Genomic DNA, 20,940 nt, shown 5'->3' on the forward strand with positions numbered 1-20,940 from the left:
ATGAGTCAAATCCGTGCTGTTGTTGTTGACCCTAACGTATCAGGACGTTTAGTACTGCGTGATGTAGACGCACCAAAACCCGCTGCTAATGAAGCAATTATTCAAGTAGCAGCCATTTCCTTAAACCGTGGAGAAGTTAGACGTTCAACCACCGCCGATGCCGGTTGGCGGCCTGGTTGGGATTTAGCCGGTATCGTAGAAACTCCTGCGGCTGATGGTTCTGGCCCTGGTGTGGGCGCGCGCGTCGTTGGGTTGTTGCGTTCTGGTGCATGGGGAGAATTAGTTTCAGTCCCAACTCACTCCCTAGCGGAATTACCCTCATCTGTTTCCTTTGCTCAAGCTGCTACATTGCCTGTAGCAGGTTTAACAGCCTATCATGCCCTACTCAAAGGTGGTTCACTTCTAGCTCGTTCAGTACTAATTACAGGCGCATCTGGTGGCGTAGGACATTTTGCTATTCAATTAGCAAAACTTAGTGGAGCAAAAGTTACAGCGCATATTCGTCGCCCAGAATATCAGAGATTCGTTAAAGAAGCAGGTGCAGATTTTATAGTCATTGGAGAGGATATTGCATCCGCTAGCGAATACAGTCCTTATCATTTAATTGTGGAATCAGTAGGTGGGAAAACCCTAGGTACAGCCCTGAGTTTGTTAGCAGAAGATGGGATAACAGTATTGTTTGGTACATCAGGAGGGGCAGAAGTCACATTTAATGCTAGTCGCTTTTATGGCACAGGCGGTGCAAGTCTGTATGGCTTAATTTTGTTTCACGAATTGAGACGAGAATCAGCTGCAATAGGATTACAGAGACTTTTGAGTTTAGTCGCAGCAGATCAATTACGTCCGCAAATTGATATTGAAGCTGATTGGACAGAAGTAGCAGACATAGCGCAGAAATTATTAAATAGAACCTATCCTGGCAAAGCAGTTTTACATATATCAACTCCGTAAACCATCAAATTTTTGTAAATTAATGGACAAATTTAATTTAGTGATTTTTGATTGTGATGGGGTTCTTATAGACAGCGAACCAATCGCAAATAATATTTTGTTGGAAATGCTCACAGAACTAGGAATAGTTTTGACTTTAGACGATGTTTTTAATGTTTTTGTGGGCAAATCTACGTCTCAATGTATAGAAATAATTAAAAATCGCTTTGGTAAAAATCCACCAGATAACTTCAAACAGGAATTTTATCAAAGAGTTACGACCACTTTCAGAACAGATTTACAGCCAATCAAAGGAATACATGATGTTGTAAGTAAACTAAAATATGCTTACTGTGTTGCCTCAAATAGTAGTCATGATTGGATAAATACAGCTTTAGATGCCACAAATTTATTACCTTACTTCTCAGGCAAAATCTTCAGCGCAAAAGATGTTCAACGTAGCAAACCACATCCAGATGTATTTTTATATGCAGCTGCAAAAATGGGATTTGAACCTCAAGAATGTGTGGTTATTGAAGATACTCCTACAGGTGTAAAAGCTGGAGTTGATGCAGGGATGACAGTATTTGGTTATGCAGAACTAATTCACCCACAAAAGTTACGCGAAGTTGGTGCATCGGTTGTATTTCATGATATGAGGTTATTGCCAAACCTTTTAGAGCAGCAAAATCATACTTATTCTATTAACAGTGCTACGTAAAATATGATATCTAATAATTATTCTAATAATGGAAAAGAAAGATTTCTGGCATAAATTAGATAAATTAGTAGCTACTAGCACTATCAAAATTGAGCGCCCCAAAGGGAGCTTACATCCTAGATACCCATCATTTATTTATCCCTTAGATTATGGATATTTGCAAAACACTCAAGCCGGAGATCAAGCTAATATTGATGTCTGGATTGGCAGCTTATCTCATCAACAAGTCAGAGCTATTATCTGTAGCGTAGATTTGCAAAAACGTGACACCGAAATCAAAATTCTCTTAGGCTGTACGTCTGATGAAAGTCAAATCATTTTTAATATCCATAATACAGGCGAGCAGTCAGCAATATTATTAGTTCGTCAAGAAAAGGGTGTGGGGCGTTGGGGGTAGGGTGTAGTGAAGGCTTGGCTTAGTCATGAGTTTCTAGCCAGTTAATTTTAATAACTCTCATGACTTTGTATGAGACTAAGTAGGTCGGCGTAAATAATCAATGTTGGGATAAGGCAGGGGGCAGGGAGCAGGGGGAGAAAGAGTTTGAGCATTATTTACTTTTCTTCACACAGTTTGGTTTTATTGCACCGACTTACTTAATTTAGATTTTTCCGATCAAATAACTAACAGGTGAATTCTGATGACATTAGACCTAAAACTATCTGGTAAAACAGCAATTGTCACAGGTGGAAGTGCAGGTATTGGTTTAGCTACTGCCAAAGCCCTCTATAGTGAAGGTGTCAATGTAGTAATTGCTGCTCGTAATCAAGAAAGATTAGACAAGGCTGTAGCTGATATCCAATCGTTACCCACCCCTGGAGCGAAGATTATTGCTGTTAGTGCTGACCTCACCCAAGCAGAAAGTATTGAGCAAATCGTTTCTACAACTTTGACACAATTTGGTCAGATTGATATCTTAATTAACAATGCTGGATCAGCCCGTGCTGGGTCGTTTTTAGAATTGGGTGACGATGCTTTTTTAGATGCTTGGAATCTGAAATTGTTGGGTTACATCCGATTAGTTAGAGCCGTTGTACCACATCAAAAAAATCAGGGCGATGGGCGAATAGTTAACATTATTGGTGGTGCAGGCCGCACACCTCGTCCGAACTTTCTCCCTGGTGGGACAACTAACGCTGCTTTATTGAACTTCACACGGGGAATCTCTAAAGAGTTAGCCTTATCCAATATTCGGATTAATGCTATCTCTCCTGGTTTGACGGGGACTGAACGCGCTGAACGATTAGCAGAACAAAATGCTCAATCTCGTGGTGTGAGTATAGAAGAAATTAAAGCAGAATCACTCAAAGCCATACCTTTGGGCAGAATTGTCAAGCCAGAAGAAATTGCATCACTCGCTTTATTTTTAGTTTCTGACTTAGCTTCTTCAATTACTGGGGCAGAAATTCTGGTTGATGGTGGTACTACTCCAGGTGTTTGATAAATCTAGAGCTTAGGCCTTGATACGAAAAATCAATGGTTTAGACAAGAGTGTATAAGTATAAGGGAGTAAGGGTGTAGGTGTTAAACACCTATTAACCCTTACCCCCTTACACCCAGTCTAAACAGACAATCTTTGTACGTATTTAGCTAAAACTTTGGATTAGTTTACGTACCGAAACACAGTTCCTCTGTTAGAAGTACCACCAGCAGAGGCAGTTCCATAAAATGCACCATTGGAAAGTTGAATTAATGTGGAGTTCGGCGTTGCTCCATTTGTCCCATTAAAGCTAAATAGCAAACTAATGGTTCCACCAACCAATCGATAAATAGAGCCTTTGTTGCTTGCACCACCTGTAGAAGCCGTACCGTAGAAGTTACCATCTATTCCTCTTATCAGTGCAGCTGTAGGGTTGGCTCCATTAGTACCATTAAAGCTGGCGACTAAAACTGGTGAACCACCGCCAAGTGGAACTCTGAATATAGCCCCTCTATTACTGGCTCCACCCAAAAAAGTTGTACCGTAGAGAAACCCACTTGATTCAATTAATGCAGATTGGGGACTCTGACCATTGGAACCATTAAAGCTATATGAAGTTAATACTCCTGCAGGAGTTAGCTTAAATACCGTACCTCTATTACTTGTACCACCTGTTGAGGTTGTGCCATAGTAGTTTCCATCAGTTGCTAGTTGCAACCTTGCTAATGGAGTAGCGCCATTTGTACCGTTGAAGTTGACTACAATTGTCGGCGTACCTCCAGTTAAGGGAACCTTGAATACCGTTCCTCTACCATTGACTCCACCTGCTGAGGTTGTTCCCCAAAGTCTGCCATCACTACCAGAAATCAATCTTCCTGCTGGGTTGGCTCCATTCGTGCCATTGAAATTTGACAGAGTTGTCAAAGTCGTAAAAGTGGTCTTTGCGAGTCTAAAAACTGTGCCAAGATTACTAGTACCACCTGTAGAGGTTACTCCATAAAGATTGCCATCACTTGCCTGAAATAATCTTGCTATTGGGTTCGTTCCATTAGTTCCATTAAAGTTAACCAGTGTCGTCAAAGTACTAAAATTAGTACCTGTTAATTTGAATGCTGTGCCTCTATTTTGCGAACCACCTTCGGAAGTCGTTCCATAAATATTGCTATCTGTTCCTTGAAGCACGCCTGCTTTTGGGCTAGCTCCATTAACCCCGTTGAAATTGACAAGGGTTGTTAATGTTCCAGCAACAGCTTGTGGCAAAGGCAATACTAATGGAGAAGACAGCACTGCCAACGAAGTTAGAATCAATACTGTATTCTTGCTGGGACTTGGTTTGCAGAGATTGATTTTTTTCACCTTTAACCTCACAAAGATTTAGTAAAGAGTGCATAGATGCTTTTACAGGTTTTGTTATGGCTACTGCTGTTAACACTAATTAGTCAAACTAGTGGTATGCCACATAAATTGGGCGGGGTAAAGAGCAAGAATTAAGGGAAAAAGATTTTCTTTCTTCCCTTTTACTTTTGCCTTTTCCCAGCCTGAATACAGCAATTTTGGCTTGGCAGACCACTAGATACTCAACATTAGTACCTTTTTTTTCTTCAAGCCCAATGAAGATATGGATGGTTTTTTAACCTTGCTGGAAAATGATTCAGAAAGGTTAGCACCGCCTCAACAATAAAACTTGTATTAGCACTGAAGCTGTACGTCGTGAATGAATTTCGCTTGATAGCATAATTGATCGCTTATGCGTTAGATGTCGCCATCAACACTAAAAATATTAAATCCAATTTAAATTTCTTCATATAAAAAGAAAAGAAACATAGAAGCGATCGCATTGTGCAAAACTGAAGAGAAATTGCGATCGCCTACCCGCTAAAATTAACTTTGATATGGGCGCGGTAATTGGCGTAGTTTATGCGCCGTATCTAATTCACTATTGTTTTTTCTGCCATATCCCCAACCTAATATCCGGCGATATTCGCCCATAATGCCACTTTCAATCAAATCATCTTCAGTGACTGCAATCTCTGTATGAGACTGGGGTGCAACATAAAGCGCATCCGCCGGACAATACGCTTCACACATAAAACAAGTTTGACAGTCTTCTTTGCGAGCAATTACAGGTGGTTGGTTGGGAACTGCATCAAAAACATTAGTCGGACAAACTTGAACACAAAGATTGCAATTAATACAGAGTTTATGGCTGACAAGCTCAATCATAATTTTATTTTGGCTATAACTTTGATACAACGGGTGTGGCTTGAGTGGTTTCTACTGGTGATGTCACGGAAGCATCCGTAATCCAATCGCGTCTTACCCACAGCTTATCTAAACCGCCTGTGGCTTGGTAATATCGCTGGTTGGGATCAGTTTGGGGATGATCTATGCGGATATGTTCGCTGCGGGTTTCTGTACGATGTAAAGCACTAAAATAAGCCCATCTGGCGACGGCAGTCAAAGCCACTGCCCGCCGAGAAAATTCAATATCGCGGACACTATCTTGTTTGGGATTCCCTTGTACTTGTTGCCACAGTGTTTCTAATTTGGCGAGAGAGTCTAGAAGCTTCTGTTCCGAACGCAAGTAGTTTTTCTCTAATGGGAACATCTGGGCTTGCACACCACGCACGATCGCCTCATGATCAAAAGTATCAGAAGACGCGGAGGGCGATCGCATTCCCACCTGACCAGCTGCACGTGCAGTTCTTTCATCTGTATGTGCGCCCAAACTCTTGGCAAACTTAGCCGCCCCTTCTCCTGCCCACTGCCCTGTAGAGATTGCCCAAGCCGCATTCGGGCCACCACCGCCAGAAGCTAAACCAGCTAAAAATTCCCGCGATGCCGCATCCCCAGCCGCATACAGTCCAGGTACTTTTGTCGCGCAACTATCATCAATAATCCGAACACCACCTGTACCCCGGACTGTCCCTTCTAAAATCAATGTCACAGGTACTCTTTCTGTATAGGGATCAATCCCAGCCTTTTTATATGGTAGAAAAGCTATGAAATGAGACTTTTCAATTACAGCTTTAACTTCTGGTGTAGCTCTATCTAAACGAGCATAAACAGACCCTTTCATTAAAGCATTTGGTAAGAAACTAGGGTCACGACGACCATTGATATAACCACCAAGGTCATTACCCTCTTCATCGCTATAACTTGCCCAACCAAAGGGAACACCCCTTGTGACTGTGGCATTAAAAGCAGTGGAGATTGCATAGTGATTAGAAGCTTCCATACTAGAGAGTTCGCCACCAGCTTCTACCGCCATTAGCATTCCATCACCTGTATTAGTATTGCAACCTAATGCTTTACTTAAGAATGCACAGCCGCCATTCGCCAATACTACTGCACTAGCACGAACGGTATAAAAACGATGATGTTGTCTTTGTACACCCCTTGCCCCAGCCACAGAACCATCTTCAGCTACTAAAAGCTCAAGAGCCGGGCTTTGGTCAAGAATCTGCACCCCAGAACGCAGCAAATTTTTCCGCATTACCCGCATATATTCCGGGCCATAGTAACTCTGACGCACAGATTCCCCATTTTCTTTCGGGAAACGATAACCCCAATCTTCTAATAAAGGCAAACTCAGCCAAGTTTTTTCAACTACACGCTCTATCCAACGCAAGTTAGCTAAGTCTTTTCCTGCACGATAACGCTCTGAGACAACTTTTTCCCAGTTCTCTGGAGAAGGAGCCATGATGCCATTACCACTTGCAGCAGCAGCACCACTCGTACCCAGAAAACCTTTATCAACAATGATGACTTTGACACCTTGAGATGCTGCTGACCATGCTGCCCATGCTGCGGCAGGGCCACCACCAATCACCAGCACGTCAGCATTTAGTTGTAGTTCATTTTCTGTGAGCAATTTTTTTCTCCTTTTTGGTATTGCCTTAGCGGTAGTCGCTGATTTGTTTGTGATGAATGAGTGAGGTTTTATCGGACTGATTATGCAGAAAATAGAGTCTGCACAACATACACAAAGAGTCAGGACTTACGCAAAAGTATGAAGAAACGAACCGCAAAGGACGCAAAGGACACGAAGTTATGAGAGTTAGAGAGAGTTTTTGCGTAAGTCCTAAGAGTATGTAAAACGAATTACAGATAGTATGATACCCTAACTGTTAGTTTGTCAAATATTAAGTAGCGCAAGTTAATTTTGTTACTGTTGCCTGCTGAGAAATTTCTAAGCAACTTTCTGCAAGTGTCGCACACGCGGCATAATTTCTTCGGCAAAGCGTGTCATCTCTCGGACAAAGGGATTAAATTGCAGCATGAAAGTATCGATCCCGGCATCCACAAAAGCTGCAACGCGAGTGGCAACTGTATCATAACTGCCAACTAAACCTGCGGCTGTGCCACCATTCCCGCCAACAGCAGGATTTTTGGCAAAGAGTTGAAACATAACGGCTTCTTTGTCAACCCCTTTGGCAACACTTAATTTATATTGTTCTTCTAGCTTTTGTAGTGCCATGAGCCGTTCTAGTTCTGCTTGTGCTTCTTCGTCGGTGGGACGCGCAATCACAAAGGCTGACAAACCAAAACGCACTGGTTGGGCTAAGGAACGGGGACGGCTGATAACTTGTTGAATTACTTTGCGGACATCTTCAATCGGTTGACCGTTGATAAAGTAAACATCAGCTTGTTGCGCTGCTAATATCTGCGCTGGTTCTGATGCGCCGCCAAGATAAATCCGTGGATAAGGTTGAGCAACAGGGAAGGGTCGAAAACTTAAATCTTGAATTTTGAAATATTCGCCTTCAAAGTTTACTTTCTCACCACTCCACAAGGCTCTAACTACTTGCAACCATTCCCCTGAATAGCGGTAACGTTCATCGTGGGGGGGAAAGGGAATATTCGTCCGTTCCATTTCTGGACGGAACCAAGCACTAATTAAGTTAATGGCAAAACGTCCCTGACTAATTGCATCAATACCTAAAGCCATCTTGGCTAAGACGGCTGGGTGAAATAATAAAGGTTTGATGGCGGCGATAATTTCTATAGTTTCTGTGGCTTCGGCTAAGGCTGCACAAGCTGTCCAAGTTTCTAGCTGTTCTAAATCTAAACTGCGGGGGTTGGCAATGTGCTGGGCAACTAAGGTTGTGACATATCCTAAACGTTCTGCTTCTAATACTAGCGATCGCGTGCGCTCATAACTAGCATCAAGCGGCTCATCTGCTGTATTCAAAGGGCCAAAGTTACCGCCAACAGGCGACCAAATACCATAACGTGGTTCTGACATTGTTGCCTCCAATTTATTGTAAAGACGTTGCGTGCCGTGTTTGGGGTCGAGACGTTTCATGAAACGTCTCTACTGAACCAATCCCAAATTTTCTCTGAGGGTATTACCTGTGTATTCTTTGCGGAATCGTCCACGTTTTTGTAGTTCGGGAATGACTAAATCAACAAAATCTTCAAAGGCTCCAGGAAGATAGGCTGGTGAAATAATGAAACCATCGCCGCCTTGCTGTTCAAATATGTCTTCCAACTTGTCAGCAATTTGTGTAGGAGTGCCAACTAGTTGGGGTACAACTAAGCCTCTACCGTAAATCTTGCCCAATTCTCTAAGTGTTAAACCTTCTTCTACACCTAGTTTTTGAGCTACTGCAAACACTCCTTGGGAACCTTGTATGTCAATTTTTGCTAAAGGTTGGTCTAAAGAGTATTGTGCCAGGTCAACACCTATGTGATTTGATAAAGTCAATAACCCGGCCATCGGATGGACTAACTCATTATGGAAAGTTTGTTTTTCCTTGGCAATAGTTTCTGTCTCTCCCACAAAGGGCATAACTGCTGGCAAAATTTTGCAGGTGTCTGGGCTGCGTCCATACTTCGCCATACGAGTTTTCACATCCTGGTAGTAGGACTTCATCGTGGTGATATCTGGACTGATTTCAAAAATTAGTTCTGCCCATTTGGCAGCAAACTCTCTACCTTTATTTGATGCACCTGCTTGAATAATTAGTGGCCGCCCTTGGGGAGAACGAGGTACAGTCAATGGCCCCCGCACTTTGAACCATTGCCCTACATGGTGGACGTAATTAACTTTTGTCGGATCAGCAAAGATGCCATTGTCTCTATCTAAAACTAAGGCCCCTTCTTCCCAGCTATTCCATAGTTTAAAGGCTACTTCGAGAAATTCATCAGCGCGATCGTAACGTAAATCATGTTCTAAATGCTGGTCAAAACCAAAATTTCCCGCTTCACTAGCTCTACTTGATGTGACTACGTTCCAGGCTGCGCGTCCCCGGCTGAGGTGGTCGAGGGTGGCAAATCCCCGCGCTAAATCATAAGGTTGATAATAAGTTGTGGAACGGGTCACACCAACACCAATGTGTTTAGTAGCAACTGCCATTGTTGAGGCTAGTAATAAGGGGTCTAGCCTCAACGCCCCTTGTGCGCCATACTTGACACTCTCCGCAAAACTCCCCCCATAGGTGTCGGGCATGGTCAAGGAGTCGGCAAAAAATACTAAGTCAAACTTGCCGCGCTCTAGCACACGAGCAATATTCTGATAATATTCAGCTTCGAGAAAGCCTAACTCAGTTCTGGGATGTCGCCAAACAGCATGAGAGTGAACCACCTGAGAGGCAAGCAGGAAACCGGCTAGATGTATTTGTCTCACAATGATATTCCTTACCAAGCCACATCTTGGCTAACACTGCTGGATAAAATAGCAAGGGGTAAATGCTTGATCAATCCAATATAAAATCCAGATTTTCACGCACCCCTTGTTTTTTATGCTCATATATGCAAACCTCATAGTATACTACTATAAATCTACCGATTTACCGTAGGATATCTGGGTACAAAACTTTAGTTTTAGTGCCGACTACAAAGGTTCTAGAAAACTATGTCTGAACCACGCTATGGGATATGGATTCCCGTTTACGGCAACTGCGGCGTGATGAACCATCCTCTTGAACCTCGTGATGCTAGTTACTCACGAGCTAAAAGTTTAATTCGGTTGGCCCAAAGGTGTGGATTTACCACAACTTTAATAGCGCAACACATCATCAATCCCAGGAACCAACAACTTGACCAATTAGAAACCTGGACAGCCGCCGCCGCCCTTGCAGAAGCGACAAGTTCTATTGAGATTATTGCAGCTGTTAAGCCATTACTATTTCATCCTGCTGTCTTAGCCAAGATGGCTTTAGGTATTGATGCAATTAGCAAGGGACGTTTTGCAATTAACTTAGTCAGTGCTTGGTTTAGGCCAGAAATGGAAAAACCAGGGATCAATTTTTTGCCTCACGACGAACGTTATCGCTATTCTGATGAATGGATAAGAGTTGTCAAAGCTTTGTGGAGTGGGGAAAACGTTAACTTCCACGGCGACTATTTTCACATCAATGATTTAAAGCTAAATCCCCCACCTGTTGCTAAACCCCATCCGCGTGTGTATGTCGGGGGAGAGTCAGAACCAGCGCAGATATTAGCAGCACAACAAGCGCATACATTCTTTCTCAATGGTCGTCCGATTGAAGTTATCCGCGAAACCATTGCTCAAGTGCGGCAAAAAACTCATTCTCGCTCTGAACCTATAGGCTTTGCAATGTCAGCCTTTGTCATTGCTCGACCGACAGACGCAGAAGCCGAAGCAGAGTATCAAAACTTAAGAGCAATGGTACTTGCCCAGGACGATCGCACAGAACTACTCAAAGGCGTAGATTCTGAAGTAGTCATGTTCAAAAATATGGCGAAATATCCAGGTGTAGGCAGCAATGGCGGGACTGCGGCTGGTTTGGTTGGGAGTTATGAAACCGTAGCCCAGCGCATTGCTGAATTTACCAAAGTAGGAATTGATACTTTCATGCTGCAATTCCAACCTTTCGCTACAGAAATGGAGCGTTTTGCTACGGAGATTATACCAAGAGTAAGAGCGTTAACAGAAGAAAGTGAAGCGATCGCCAACGCCAAAATAGGGGCTAATACCAATTCGCAATTCTCAATTCGCAATTAACAAAGCCTGATTAATCAAGGTTTTGGGGATTGACATCTGTTTCGTAATTTTAGTGAATTGGTATTAAGAATTTTAGATTGAATCCAAACATCTTTTCCTAATCCTTATTACCCAAAGGTAACTTTATGACTGCAATCTTAACTCGTCCAGCTTGGACTACAGATTTAGAACTGGAAATCTTTGATAAATTAGTTGATAAACACGCACCGCACATTCCCAAAAAGCGATTAGTTGAACCAAGACCACCGGAAACTGATGAAGAAAGAGAGAATTTTTATCGTTTTCGTGTAGCTGGTGCAGCCCATGATTTATTTATTGTGCAAGTCTGCGCTAAGATAATTGACCAAATTCCAGACCCAGAATTACAGTTATTTTTGAGCAGACAAATAGGAGATGATGGCGCACACGCTCAAAACACCCGTTTAAGAGCGCAAGCAATATCTGGACATGACCCCATTGAAGATATCCAAAAACAAGTGCAGAAACATTGGGATTATATGGGTGATTTACCCATTCGTAATTGGCAAGGCTTTTTAGCATTTGAATTACATTATGAACTGCATATTGTGGCTTTGTTATTTATCAATAGTCGTACTAGCAAAATTAATGACCCAGACTCTGCCAAATATGCAGCAGAAAAAATCTTACCAGATGAAGCAGTTCATCGTTTAGGTGTGGTTGATTGGTGGCAACGTAAATTTGATCATGCTTCACAAGCCGAGAAAGAAGATTTAATTGCCCAAGTTTTAGAAGCTGATGAAGAAGGTCAACGTCGGCGGAATCCTTATCTTCGCAATCATTGGCAATTGAGTCAAAAAGCTATTGGAGTTGAAATTGATAATTTGCCAGTACTTTATGATACTTGGCGGCGAGAGGTACTTGCTTATTTCTTAGATATACCTGTATCTAAGCTACCCAAACTTGTGAGCGTTAATGATTAATAAATATTAAATCAAAAGTAGTATAAAACTACTTTATGATTTATTGAAGCTGTATTCATAACGTCTTTAAGTATTACTAATTATTTTAATAATTAGTAATCTTTTCTTTGTTTAATGACAGAAAAATTTGGATTTAAATTTAATATGTTAAGCTTTTAAATTTAGTCGCAACGAACACAACAATTGTTTAGAGAGTAGATATATTATATCCTTTCTAATAGAACTAATTTGCAGACAGGTTTCAACCAGCTTTAACGATATTTTTGGCATAGAGAAAAGACATTTTTCTATGCCTAATATTAGTTCGGAATACTTGCAAAAACCCCAAGATTTGCATTGGAATAATGTGACACAAAGGAGGGTTAATTTATGATAGGGCAAATACTAAATAAATTGTTAAGTTTTTTCAGAAAGTGGGGATTATTTCAGAATCAAAGAATTAAGACTTTTGCTGTATTGTTTGTGCTGGGTATAGGATTGAGTTTAGCGATCGCATCTTGCGCCCCCAGTAATTCAGCTGATACATCCACCCAAAAAGCCCAAGCACCAAAGCTCACAGTGCTGAAAATGGGTCATCAAAAAGGGATGGCGTTGTTGAATATTATCAAAGCCCAAGGAAGTTTAGAAAAGCGATTACAACCCTTGGGGATATCTGTAACGTGGAATGAATTTTCCTCCACAGCACCGCTTTTAGATGGTATGGGAGCAGGTGCAATTGTATTTGGTGGCGGTGGTGGTACAGGAAGCGTGTTTGCTCAAGCTGGTGATAAACCCTTTGTTAGAGTTGCAGCCGGGACAGGTAGCACCAGAGGTTCTGCCATTTTAGTTCAAGAAAATTCCCCAATCAAAACACTTGCTGATTTAAAAGGTAAGAAAGTTGCGTTTGCCAAAGGTTCTGGTCAACACTACATTATTGTGCGTGCTTTAGAAAAAGTTGGGTTGAAATTTAGTGATATTAAACCTCTTTATCTAACCCCAGCCGAAGCCTTACCAGCATTTGAACGTGGTGATATTGATGCGTGGTTAATTTGGGACCCTTACACGGCTGAAGCTGAACGCAAACTCCGCACTCGCTTACTAGCAGATAATAGCACCGTATTTGGAGATAAAGCAGCACTCGAAAGCCCTAGTTTTTATTACGCTGCTCCAGATTTTGTCCGCGATCATCCAGACGTTCTCAAAGTAATTTTGCAAGAGTTAGAAAAAGCGGGTACTTGGTCGAGAGAGAACTACAAAGATTCTGCCAAACTGCTTTCTAAACTGTACAAGATTGATTTAAAAACAATGGAAACCGTAGAGGAACGAGGTGGTAAACGGGAAGTGTTACCAGTTACAGATGAAGTTTTAAGTGGTTTGCAAAGGATGGCGGATACATTTTATGAACTTAAAATCATTCCGAAAAAAATAGATGTCAAAGATAAAAACTACAACTGGATTCCTGACCAAAAATGGTAAATCAAATTAAATCATAGTTACAAAAATGAAATTACCTATCAATACTAGCCGCCGATTCTTTTTCATCGCCATCACATCATTTGCAGCTTCTACAGTCTTTGCTAGTTGTAGTTCACCGCATAATAATTCGGCTGTGAATAATGTGAATCCTTCAGCCACCACAGCAGCCAATACAACCACAACTCCAGCCAAAGAAAAAATCAAAGTTGGTGTTACACCAGTTCCCGCCGGCGAAATTTTAGAGTTTGTCAAAAAGAATTTAGCACCAGAAGCGGGGCTAGATATCGAAATAGTTACATTTAATGACTTTGTGCAGAATAACACTGCTTTGAAAGATGGTGTGATTGATGCCAATTATTTCCAACATATTCCTTTTATGGAGGACTATGGCAAGAAACATAACTTTGAAATGTATGCTTTTACGCCACAAATTCATTTAAATCCTGTGGGACTTTTTTCTAAAAAATATAAGTCCCTTAATGATGTACCTAACAAAGCTCTGGTGACAATTCCTGATGATCCTAGTAATGCTCATCGGGCTTTAAAAGTCTTGGAATCATCAGGCTTAATCAAACTTAAGGAAAATGTTCGTCCGGCGAGTCCTAAAGATATTATTGCTAACCCCAAAAATATCCAAATTAAAGAAATACCAGGAGCGCAAGCAATTCCGAGTCTTCCTGATGTAGACTTAGCCGGAGTTACAGGTAATTGGATTGTGCAAGCTGGATTAAAAACCGATAAAGATGCTTTAGCTTTAGAGACTGCTAAAGACCCAATTTATGCGGTGACTGTCACAACATTAAAAGGTAAAGAAACCGACCCCAGAGTGCAGAAACTCTATAAGTTATTGCGGGACGATAAAGTCAAACAATTTATTAGAGATAAATACCAAGGCGCAGTGATTCCCATCCCTTAATTTTCATTATTTGTAATTAAATCAATGACTTTGCTTAACAACATTAATCGTCGGTTTTTTCTCCTAGCAGTTGTCTCTTTTACAGCTTCTACAGTTTTTACTAGTTGTAGTTCACCGCAAAATAACTCTGCTAATACAAATATTAATCCCTCTGCAACCACAGCCTCTAACACAACGACAACCGCAACTAAGGAAAAAATTAAAGTTGGAGTTTCACCAGTTCCAGCCGGAGAAATTTTAGAGTTTGTCAAGAAAAATCTCGCACCACAGGCGGGACTAGATATTGAAATTTTCACCTTTAGTGACAGTGTACAAAATAACTTTGCGCTGAGAGATAAACAAATAGATGCTAATTACTTTCAGCACGTTCCTTTTATGGAGGATTTTGGCAAGCAACATAATATTAAAATGGTGGCTTTAAATCCTCCAATTCACTTAAATCCAGTGGGTGTATATTCCAAAAGACACAAATCTTTGGCAGAAGTGCCGAAAAATGGCACTGTGATTATCCCTGGCGATATTAATAATGCTCATCGAGCTTTGAAGGTAATTGAAGAAGCTGGATTGGTGAAATTAAAAACTACTGCTAAAGGTTTAGTTAGTCCTAAAGATATTGCCGAAAATCCTAAAAACTTACAAGTCAAAGAAGTACCAGCGACTCAAATGATTCCTTCGCTTCCTGATGTTGATTTAGCTGTGATGACAGGTGCAACAGTGCTGGCAGGAGGACTAAGAACAGATAAAGATGCCTTGGCGTTAGAATCCAGTAACAATCCGATTTATGCGGTGACTGTGACAACATTACAAGGGCAGGAAAATGACCCCAGAATTCAAAAACTTTATAAGTTGTTACGGGATGATCAAGTCAAACAATTTATTAGAGATAAATATCAAGGCGCAGTGATTCCCATTCCTTAAAAAATAGTCATGATTAATTGTGGGGTAATTCTGAAATGATCACATTTACTGATGTTCGCAAAATTTATCACCAAGGTACTCAAAAAGTTGTCGCTTTAGATGGAGTGAGCCTGTTTGTTAAACCAGGGGAAATTTTTGGCGTTTTAGGTCAAAGTGGCGCAGGTAAAAGCACGTTAATTCGTTGTGTGAATCAACTAGAAAGACCAACATCAGGTTCAGTTGTGGTTGATGGACAGGAAATCACAAAATTGTCGGGAGATAAATTACGCATCGCCCGTCAACATATTGGCATGATTTTTCAACATTTCAACTTACTAAGTTGCAGAACGGTGGCGGAAAACATTGCTTTTCCTTTGGAAGTGATGGGTTTGAGTAGGCTACAACGTCGGGCGAAGGTAGAAGAATTAATTTCGCTGGTGGGTTTGCAAGGTAAAGCTGATGCTTATCCGGCGCAACTGTCTGGGGGACAAAAGCAACGAGTCGGTATTGCTAGGGCTTTGGCGGGAGAACCGAAAGTTTTATTGTCTGATGAAGCGACATCTGCACTTGATCCCCAAACTACAAGGTCAATTTTGGACTTGTTACGCGATTTGAATAAACGTATGGGTTTGACAATCTTACTCATTACTCATGAGATGGGTGTGGTCAAGCAAATCTGCGATAGTGTGGCAATACTCAATGCTGGCAAAATTGTTGAAAAGGGATATGTAAGTGATTTAATCGCTAGACCAGAATCATTTCTCGCCCAAGAATTTTTTCCCCGTCGGAATGGTTATAGAGCAAAACCGGGTGCTGTTCTCGCCACGATCGCCTTTGCAGGAGAACAAGCCAGTCAACCAATTTTCGCAACCTTAGCCCGACGCTTTGATGTCGATGTCAATATCCTGAGTGGAAGTGTGGAAACTGTGGGCGATCGCCGCGTTGGTCAATTCCACATTGAATTAGCAGGACAAAAGGTAACGCAAGCTTTGAACTATTTACATGAAGCCGAATTTGAAGTAGAAGTACATTGATCATGGCTAGTTTAACAAGAATCAATCGGCGATATTTTCTTTTAGGTATCGGAAGTGCGATCGCCCCTGCATTTTAGAGCTAGAAACATACATTATTAAAGTATTCAGTAATTCGGAAAATGGGAATCAACCGCCGCTATTTTTTACTTGCCACAGTCACTGCGATCGCATCTATTTCTTTCGCCAGTTGTACACCAAAACAACCTACTTCTACTGGTCAATTGGTGAGTCAATCAACTAAGACAACATTACTCAAAGTTGGTTCTCGCAATACCACCACCGAAGATGTTTTAAAGTTCATTCAAAAAGAAATAGCCCCCAGTCATGGCTTCGACTTTCAAATTGTGACTATTGCTGATTCTGTCAAAATTAACGATGCTCTTAAAAATGGCGAAATTGATGCTAACTTTTTCCAGCATGAACCATTTATGAAACAAGCTGCTAAAAGACTGAATGCTGATTTTGTCATGTTAAACCGTAGCTATACCACCATCACAGGGCTATATTCAAAAAAATTCAAAACAAAATCCCTTAAGGACATTACTACTGGAGCAACCATCGCTATTTCTAACGATGATAGCAATCAGGATAGGGCTTTAAAATTTCTCAAACAAATTAACTTAATCAATTTAAAAGAAAAGACTGGAGAATATTACAGCGTCAAAGATGTAATTAAGCATCCTAAAAATCTGCAAATTAAAGAATTAGATAATTACGCGATCGTCAGAGCATTGGATGATGTCGATTTAGCCGTGACCTCGGCATCTTTTTTAGTCCAAGCAAAAGTATCCCTAGACCCAATTGTGTTAGACGAAATTGGTATGGCTAACAAAAATTATGCAGTGGGTTTAGCAACTGTACAATCAAAAGTAAATGATCCAAATATCCAAAAGCTAAATCAATTGGTGGTCGATCCCAAATTGAAAGACTACATCAATAACTATCTCAAAGGGACGATCGCCCCTGCATTCTAAACATGATACGGAGGGATAATGAGTAGAACTAAGCAATTAAAATTAGGTGCGTTCATGCGCCCCGTCAGCATCCATACAGGTGCTTGGCGTTATCCTGGGGCTATACCTGATGCTAATTTCAACTTCCCAGCACTGAAAAAATTCATCCAAAAGCTCGAAGCAGGCAAGTTTGACGCATTCTTCATGGCAGATCACTTAGCAGTGCTGAATATGCCCATAAATGCCCTGAAACGCAGTCATACTGTGACATCCTTTGAGCCGTTTACTCTGCTTTCTGCCCTCTCTACTGTCACCGAAAACATCGGATTAGTAGCTACAGCTTCCACAACTTATGACGCGCCCTTCCATATTGCCCGTCGCTTTGCCTCTCTCGACCATATCAGTGGCGGCCGCGCTGGCTGGAACATCGTCACCACAGCCAATCCAGACGCAGCACTCAACTTTAATTTAGAAGAAGAGATAGAGCATGATGAACGCTACCGTCGGGCGAGGGAATTTTATGATGTGGTTACAGGGCTTTGGGATTCCTTTGCTGATGATGCTTTTGTTCGGGATGTGGAAGCCGGGATTTATTTTGACCCCGAAAAGCTTCATGTTCTGAATCACAAAGGTAAATATCTCTCGGTGCGGGGGCCATTGAACATTGCAAGACCCGTGCAGGGCTGGCCTGTAATTGTCCAGGCTGGTGCATCGGAAGCCGGACGACAATTAGCCGCCGAAACTGCCGAGGCTGTGTTTGCGCCGGCTGGTAATCTGGAGGCTGGCAAAGCTTTATTTGCAGACATCAAAGGACGGGCGAAAGCAATTGGACGTGACCCCGATAGTATCAAAATTTTACCTGGTGCTTTAGTTGTGGTTGGGGAAACTGTTGCTGAAGCCCAAGCAAAGCGTGTTTATTTAGATAGCCTCGTACATTATGACAGTGGAATCGCTAGTTTAAATGGTGCGCTGGGTTACGATGTTTCCGGTTTTGACCCTGATGGCCCCTTACCAGAAATTCCCCCAACCAATGCCGGACATTCTTCACGAGAAAGAGTCATCGCCTTAGCGCAGCGTGAAAACTTGACGATTCGGCAACTAGCGCAACGTGTTGGCAGTTACGGCGGGTTAGCTTTTGTTGGGACACCCCAAACCATCGCCGATGAGATGGAGCAATGGCTAAAGGAAGAAGGCTCGGACGGCTTTAATATTATGTTCCCTTATCTGCCGGAAGGGTTGAACGATTTTGTTGACAAGGTTGTGCCAGAACTCCAAAGTCGGGGAATTTTCCGCACCGAGTATGAGGGAACAACCTTGCGGGAAAATCTGGGACTTCCCCGCCCTGCCAACCGTTTCTTTGAATCAGAGCGATCGCCAGCAGTTATTTAGTTAGTAATCAACAGTCCTCACAGGAGAAAACATTGTCATCCACATCTATCCTTCTCTATGTCGATACCCAGTACCTCAGCCCTTATGCACTGTCGGCATTCGTGTCTCTGCATGAAAAAGGACTGTCATTCGACATCCAGACCATTGACCTTGCGGCTAAAGCCCAGCATGAACCAGGCTTTGCCACTAAGTCTTTGACGAGCCGCGTACCGACTTTAATTCACGATGGATTCTCATTGTCGGAGTCTTCGGCGATCGCAGAATACATTGATGAAGTTTTTCCTGGTACTCCGTTATACCCAGCAGAACCACAGAGTCGGGCCAGAGCGCGTCAGGTGCAAGCATGGCTACGCAGCGATCTCACACCTATCAAACAAGAGCGTCCTACTGAAGTGATATTCTCCGGGGCAACAAAGCCACCTTTATCACAAAAGGCGCAAACAGCCGCCGAGAAATTGTTCTTCGCTGCTGAGTTACTACTATCTGCCAATACGGAAAACCTCTTTGGTCAGTGGTCTATCGCCGATGTTGACCTCGCTCTCATACTCCATCGCCTAATTTTGAATGGCGACCCAGTACCAGAGAATTTGGTGACATACGCTAAACATCAATGGCAACGGCCATCTGTTCAGTTATGGGTCAATCAGCAACGCCAGCCCTTGGGTTGATAAAAGATTGACAACTTAGGGAAAATTTAGGATTATTAATCTACGGTATTTTGGTAGATTTTTAGTTCTTTCTTGGTGTTTAGCTTAACTTAAATTTGTTACCAGAGGTAATCGCCGCAGATATAAAAGCATTCTTGACATTCTCTCCATATATAGCTGCGGGTGATTCAGGCTAGGCGAATCAGCAAAAGGGCGATGAAAGTTTATTTACGCCGACCTGTACTAGTTGCTTACAACTCGCCAACATAGATTTTCTACATCGGAGATAAAAATAATGATTAAAAGTCTAGAAAAAGTTGCAGATACAACAATCCAGTTTTCGGCTCCAGTCAGAACTAACTCGCCGGAACTCCAGCAGTTGTTTGATCATATAGCTCTGGGAGCAAGTGAACGCGACCGCGATCGCATCTTACCTTTTGATGTAGTTGAATTAATCCGGCGTTCTCGGTTGGGTGCATTACGAATCCCCGTTGCTGAAGGTGGCGGTGGTAGCACGGCGCGGGAATTATTTGAGGTGGTGATTAAGTTAGGCGATGCTGACCCGAACGTAGCTCACATTGTGCGGAATCATTTTTCTGTCACAGAGCGAATTTTGCGCTCAGAACGCACCGAAAGAAATCGTCGCTGGCTAAAGGAAGTAGTTGATGGGGCAATTATTGGCCTTGCTTCCACCGAATTAGAAGTTAAACGGGCTGGCGGTGGTCAAGTTGTGAATACAAAATTAACACCCGATGGCGACGGTTATCGTCTGAATGGCACGAAGTATTACAGCACTGGCAGCCTTTATGCAGACTTGATTTTTGTGCGTGTACTAGTACCAGATGGCACTACGGCGTTTATTCTCATCCCGACAAACCGCGATGGAATTGAGCTTATAGATGACTGGGATGGCTTTGGTCAAAGGCTTACAGGCACAGGAACAACTAACTTTACTAATGTACGTGTTGAGAGAAGTGAAGTATTTTTTGAGACGGACACAGACAAAGACAATTTGCCATACAATATCATCCCGCAATTATTCTTGACTGCTATCAACGCTGGCATTATTCGTAGCGTGCTGCGTGATGCCACAAACCTCGTTCATAAACGTCCTCGGACTTTTTACCACGCTGTATCCGAGCAAGCAGCAGACGACCCCATTTTACAGCAAACCGTCGGACAAATTGCGGCTAATGCCTTTGCAGCAGAAGCGATCGTTTTAGCCGCCGCCGATGGACTTGATCGCCTGCCTGCGGCAAAAGCCCAAGGCGAAGAAGCCGAGACGGCTGTAGCGTTAGAAACTTCTTTGAAAGCAGCGAAAGCCAAATTAATTGTTGATGATTTAGCGTTACGTTCAGCCACCTTACTATTTGAAGTTGGTGGGGCTTCTACAACCAAGAAAAGCTCAAACTTTGACCGTCACTGGCGCAATGCCCGTACTTTATCCTCACATAATCCCAATCACTTTAAGGCTCGTGCGATTGGAGACTATGAGATAAATGGTACACCGTTGCCGCAGAGAGGATTCTTTTAGGGGTGTAGGGGTTTAAGGGTGTAGGGGGAAGAGATGAACATGATATCCCTCTTGAAACTTCTACCCTACAAGTTTACCGTGTCCACACAAGTCGAATTACCCCCCTTAATCCCCCCCTACGGTGTACACACAA

Annotated in this window: 19 protein-coding genes; 14 read left to right on the plus strand and 5 right to left on the minus strand. The window is 42.3% G+C overall.

The window, feature by feature from the left end; genetic code table 11:
- The 4 genes from H6G69_RS01760 to H6G69_RS01775 all read left to right on the plus strand — a co-directional run bounded on the left by H6G69_RS01760 (position 1) and on the right by H6G69_RS01775 (position 3,090).
- Entirely contained in the window at positions 1–951 is a 951-nt protein-coding gene (locus H6G69_RS01760) for a zinc-binding dehydrogenase (RefSeq protein ID WP_190680924.1), read from the plus strand.
- Between the two features lie 22 nt (positions 952–973).
- Positions 974–1,651 carry an HAD family phosphatase gene (locus H6G69_RS01765; RefSeq protein ID WP_190680925.1) on the plus strand — a complete coding sequence of 226 codons (678 nt, stop codon included), beginning with the start codon at positions 974–976 and terminating at the stop codon, positions 1,649–1,651.
- Positions 1,652–1,679: 28 nt separating this feature from the next.
- Entirely contained in the window at positions 1,680–2,048 is a 369-nt protein-coding gene (locus H6G69_RS01770; RefSeq protein WP_190680928.1) for an inorganic pyrophosphatase, read from the plus strand.
- Between the two features lie 241 nt (positions 2,049–2,289).
- Positions 2,290–3,090 (plus strand): SDR family oxidoreductase, encoded by an 801-nt coding sequence (locus H6G69_RS01775; protein WP_190680930.1) that lies wholly within the window; start codon positions 2,290–2,292, stop codon positions 3,088–3,090.
- A 162-nt stretch (positions 3,091–3,252) separates the two neighbouring features.
- On the opposite strand, the gene H6G69_RS01780 is transcribed toward H6G69_RS01775, so the two are convergent.
- The 5 genes from H6G69_RS01780 to H6G69_RS01800 all read right to left on the minus strand — a co-directional run bounded on the left by H6G69_RS01780 (position 3,253) and on the right by H6G69_RS01800 (position 9,700).
- Positions 3,253–4,377: a choice-of-anchor tandem repeat GloVer-containing protein gene (locus tag H6G69_RS01780; protein WP_206757631.1), complete on the minus strand. Its 1,125-nt coding sequence runs from the start codon at positions 4,375–4,377 to the stop codon at positions 3,253–3,255.
- 573 nt (positions 4,378–4,950) lie between these two features.
- Positions 4,951–5,292 carry a 4Fe-4S binding protein gene (locus tag H6G69_RS01785; protein ID WP_190680934.1) on the minus strand — a complete coding sequence of 114 codons (342 nt, stop codon included), beginning with the start codon at positions 5,290–5,292 and terminating at the stop codon, positions 4,951–4,953.
- Between the two features lie 13 nt (positions 5,293–5,305).
- Positions 5,306–6,943: an FAD-dependent oxidoreductase gene (locus tag H6G69_RS01790; RefSeq protein ID WP_199335653.1), complete on the minus strand. Its 1,638-nt coding sequence runs from the start codon at positions 6,941–6,943 to the stop codon at positions 5,306–5,308.
- Between the two features lie 318 nt (positions 6,944–7,261).
- Positions 7,262–8,317 carry an LLM class flavin-dependent oxidoreductase gene (locus H6G69_RS01795; protein ID WP_190681194.1) on the minus strand — a complete coding sequence of 352 codons (1,056 nt, stop codon included), beginning with the start codon at positions 8,315–8,317 and terminating at the stop codon, positions 7,262–7,264.
- Between the two features lie 69 nt (positions 8,318–8,386).
- Positions 8,387–9,700: an LLM class flavin-dependent oxidoreductase gene (locus tag H6G69_RS01800; protein WP_313950113.1), complete on the minus strand. Its 1,314-nt coding sequence runs from the start codon at positions 9,698–9,700 to the stop codon at positions 8,387–8,389.
- 228 nt (positions 9,701–9,928) lie between these two features.
- On the opposite strand from H6G69_RS01800, the gene H6G69_RS01805 reads away from it, so the two are divergent.
- The 10 genes from H6G69_RS01805 to H6G69_RS01850 all read left to right on the plus strand — a co-directional run bounded on the left by H6G69_RS01805 (position 9,929) and on the right by H6G69_RS01850 (position 20,807).
- The gene (locus H6G69_RS01805; RefSeq protein WP_190680935.1) at positions 9,929–11,041 is read left to right on the plus strand and encodes an LLM class flavin-dependent oxidoreductase; all 1,113 of its coding nucleotides are present in this window, start codon (positions 9,929–9,931) and stop codon (positions 11,039–11,041) included.
- Between the two features lie 125 nt (positions 11,042–11,166).
- Positions 11,167–11,982 carry a hypothetical protein gene (locus H6G69_RS01810; protein ID WP_190680937.1) on the plus strand — a complete coding sequence of 272 codons (816 nt, stop codon included), beginning with the start codon at positions 11,167–11,169 and terminating at the stop codon, positions 11,980–11,982.
- Between the two features lie 369 nt (positions 11,983–12,351).
- On the plus strand, positions 12,352–13,437 hold the full coding sequence (locus tag H6G69_RS01815) for an aliphatic sulfonate ABC transporter substrate-binding protein (protein WP_190680939.1): 1,086 nt from the start codon (positions 12,352–12,354) through the stop codon (positions 13,435–13,437).
- A gap of 25 nt (positions 13,438–13,462) precedes the next feature.
- Positions 13,463–14,353, plus strand: a complete 891-nt coding sequence (locus H6G69_RS01820; RefSeq protein WP_190680941.1) for a MetQ/NlpA family ABC transporter substrate-binding protein — start codon at positions 13,463–13,465, stop codon at positions 14,351–14,353.
- A gap of 24 nt (positions 14,354–14,377) precedes the next feature.
- Positions 14,378–15,271 carry a MetQ/NlpA family ABC transporter substrate-binding protein gene (locus H6G69_RS01825; RefSeq protein WP_190680943.1) on the plus strand — a complete coding sequence of 298 codons (894 nt, stop codon included), beginning with the start codon at positions 14,378–14,380 and terminating at the stop codon, positions 15,269–15,271.
- A 35-nt stretch (positions 15,272–15,306) separates the two neighbouring features.
- Positions 15,307–16,284, plus strand: a complete 978-nt coding sequence (locus H6G69_RS01830) for a methionine ABC transporter ATP-binding protein (protein ID WP_190680950.1) — start codon at positions 15,307–15,309, stop codon at positions 16,282–16,284.
- A gap of 119 nt (positions 16,285–16,403) precedes the next feature.
- Positions 16,404–17,258 carry a MetQ/NlpA family ABC transporter substrate-binding protein gene (locus tag H6G69_RS01835; RefSeq protein WP_190680952.1) on the plus strand — a complete coding sequence of 285 codons (855 nt, stop codon included), beginning with the start codon at positions 16,404–16,406 and terminating at the stop codon, positions 17,256–17,258.
- An 18-nt stretch (positions 17,259–17,276) separates the two neighbouring features.
- Positions 17,277–18,626 carry an LLM class flavin-dependent oxidoreductase gene (locus H6G69_RS01840; RefSeq protein WP_190680954.1) on the plus strand — a complete coding sequence of 450 codons (1,350 nt, stop codon included), beginning with the start codon at positions 17,277–17,279 and terminating at the stop codon, positions 18,624–18,626.
- A gap of 32 nt (positions 18,627–18,658) precedes the next feature.
- On the plus strand, positions 18,659–19,294 hold the full coding sequence (gene yfcF / locus H6G69_RS01845) for a glutathione transferase (RefSeq protein ID WP_190680956.1): 636 nt from the start codon (positions 18,659–18,661) through the stop codon (positions 19,292–19,294).
- Positions 19,295–19,568: 274 nt separating this feature from the next.
- Entirely contained in the window at positions 19,569–20,807 is a 1,239-nt protein-coding gene (locus H6G69_RS01850; protein WP_190680957.1) for an acyl-CoA dehydrogenase family protein, read from the plus strand.
- The last annotated feature ends 133 nt before the right edge of the window (positions 20,808–20,940 follow it).

This window comes from Nostoc sp. FACHB-110 (assembly GCF_014697425.1).
GTDB lineage: Bacteria > Cyanobacteriota > Cyanobacteriia > Cyanobacteriales > Nostocaceae > Nostoc_B.